The organism is Synechococcus sp. R55.3, from assembly GCF_047461975.1.
In the GTDB taxonomy this organism is placed as follows: Bacteria; Cyanobacteriota; Cyanobacteriia; order Thermostichales; family Thermostichaceae; genus Thermostichus.
On record NZ_JANSIG010000144.1, the window covers coordinates 1 to 2,588 of the forward strand.

2 protein-coding genes and 1 pseudogene are annotated in these 2,588 nt (G+C 58.3%); all 3 read left to right on the plus strand.

The features are described from left to right. A partial coding sequence (locus tag NW849_RS14130; RefSeq protein WP_414358461.1) for a VWA domain-containing protein occupies positions 1 to 657 on the plus strand: 657 nt, incomplete at its 5' end. Between the two features lie 125 nt (positions 658 to 782). Beyond that, positions 783 to 1,511 (plus strand): DUF2993 domain-containing protein, encoded by a 729-nt coding sequence (locus NW849_RS14135; protein ID WP_414358462.1) that lies wholly within the window; start codon positions 783 to 785, stop codon positions 1,509 to 1,511. A gap of 586 nt (positions 1,512 to 2,097) precedes the next feature. Continuing rightward, positions 2,098 to 2,588: pseudogene (locus tag NW849_RS14140) on the plus strand (sensor histidine kinase); the annotation flags it as partial.

Here is a 2,588-nt window from a genome sequence, read left to right on the forward strand (position 1 = left end):
CCGAGCGATATCCGCGCCAAAAAGCTGGTTCGCAAGGCCGGAGCCCTGGTGATCTTTGTGGTGGATGCCTCCGGCTCCATGGCCCTCAACCGCATGCAAGCGGCCAAAGGAGCGGCCCTGCGCCTGCTCACAGAAGCCTACCAGAACCGCGACAAGGTGGCCCTCATCGCCTTTCGTGGAGAAACTGCCGAAGTGCTGCTGCCCCCCACCCGCTCCATTGAGCTGGCCCGCCGCCGTTTGGAATCTCTGCCCTGCGGCGGGGGATCCCCTCTTGCCCATGCCCTCACCCAAGCCGTGCGGATGGGAGTCAATGCCCGTGCTGCCGGCGACGTGGGCCAGGTGATGCTGGTGGCCCTCACCGATGGTCGGGGCAACATCCCCCTCAGCCGCTCTTTGGGACGGAGCGATGGCAAACCCCAGTCGGGAACGGATCCCATCGACCTGAAGCAGGAGCTGCGGGAGATTGCCCTGCGCATCCGCGCCCTGGGGTTGAAGCTGCTCTTGATCGACTCCCAAAGCCGCTTTGTAACCACCGGCTTCAGCGCCGAACTGGCGGAATTGGCGGGCGGACGGTACTTTCATCTGCCCCGCGCCACCGACCAGGGGATCGCAGCCGTGGCCCGCTCGGCCATGCAGGAAGGACGCACCTACTCCTGAGAGAACAGCCTCTCCGTCGGCGGAGGTTGTAACTTTTCTTAATGGTTGGTTATGATCCCTGTAGGCGAACTTCACCTTGTCCCATGGCTACAGGACTCCTGCCCCAACTTTCCCTCCAGAATCCCATGGCTGTCGATTGGGTCAGTCGGGGGGTAAGCGCAGCCATTCGCGCCCTCTTTAAGCATGCAGAGCGGCTGGAGGCGCGCGTGCGAGTGGAGCCTGTTGCCAAATTGTTGCAGGGTCGTATCGACAGCTTTGAACTGTTGGGCCAGCATCTGCAGATGTACAACGGCCTGAGGCTTTCGGCTCTGGAGCTATTCTGCAATGCGGTGGCCATCGATTTCAGCCAAATTTGGCAGGGGAAGATCAAGCTGCGCCAGCCAGTACAGGCCACAATGCGCGTGGTGCTGAGCGAAGACGATCTGGCGCAATCGTTTAACACACCTTTTGTGCTGAATAGGCTGGCCTTAGGAAAGCAGGATGATAGCCCCCTATCCTTCCATCACGTCCATATCAGCATCACCCCGGCGCGACGACTGCAATTCCAGGCAAATGTACAGCAGGGAGAAGCCAGGGCTTTCTGCGTCGGTTTTTCCGCCCAGGTTGAGGTGCTGGAGCGGCGTCGCATCCGCTTTACAGATCCAGTGTTTGAAAGCGGTACAGAAGAGGAGCTAGCCTTGAGCCAAGCTTTGGTACGCTGCCTGAATGAGCTTCTGGATTTGGATCGGCTCGCCTTGCGAGGCACTGAGCTGCGGGTAGACCGGGTGAACTTGCAGCCCCAGCAGATGATCCTGTACGGCAGTGCCACCCTAGCGCAATTTCCCACACGCCAACCCCAATGGGAAAGTGCTTGACAGCCTTTGGAAGGGCGGCTACGCTCAATAGTGGTGAGGAGTGAAGAGAAGAAGCCTCTGGGGTCGAAACACGGACAGACTCCCAGAGGTTTTTTCATGCTTCAGGAGCTTGAGAGCTCCGCTCTGCCCCTCGATCTTGATCTGTTGAACTTGTAGTCCTTTGACCCAAACTGGGACACTACACCCAAAACGTTGGTCGCGTCGTCGCGTCAGCGTTGCCGAGCAATAATGCATGCGGCCAAAGGCTTTTCTCAATGGCCCAGGCGCCTCACCCTAACCTGAAACGACTATGATTGCTCAACGTTGGTTACGCCTGGGGATCAAGCTGTCTTTCTTTGCCGTGATGTCCACAGCTTTGCCAACCGGAATACGGCGCGGCTTCTCTAAAGAATGGGGTAGCTGGGTATCCTAAAAGCTGGGGTTACGGCATCCTTCTTTATTCATGGGGATGAAGTGGCTCAAGACATAACGGTCATTCTAAGACCTAGGAAAGAACTCTTCAGCCTTGACCGTGAGGGGATGTTTATTCTTTGCCTACGGTTGGTTCACTATTCAAGCAGGTCTTGTCAAAGCGAGCACACCGAGTTTGAAACAGCAACTACTCCGCCTACTTGAGTTTTGGCGCCGCCGCTTTCCCCACAGCCTGCGCACCCAGGTGGCATTGGTCATTGCCAGCCTTTCGTTTGTCCCCAACTTGGTTTTCATCCTGTCAGTGGAGTGGATCTGGCCCGACACGCAGTTCAGCGCTGAAGGGATCCTTCTGCTGCTGCTGTGGATCCCGTTGCTGGCGGTGCTATCGGCGGTGGTGGGCTATGCTCTGTCCTCCATGATTTTGCGCCCCCTCACCCTGCTGGCCCGCGAGTTGGCCCATTTGGAAACCTTGATCAACCAGCCTGCCCGTTGGAATCTGCTGCTCCGCCCCGGGGATCCCCAGGAAGCCCTGATCTTGCGGCAGGCCTTTGCCCAGTTGCTGCGCCAGATCCAGATCGACCAAATGCGGCGAGAAGCCTTTACCGCCACCCTGGTTCACGACCTGAAAACTCCCCTCATCGCCTTTGGGCACCTGCTGAGCGCCTT

Bases quoted from the DNA above. Each gene is read 5' to 3' on its own strand.
- NW849_RS14135 (WP_414358462.1), top strand. From the start codon at position 783: ATGGCTGTCGATTGGGTCAGTCGGGGGGTAAGCGCAGCCATTCGCGCC.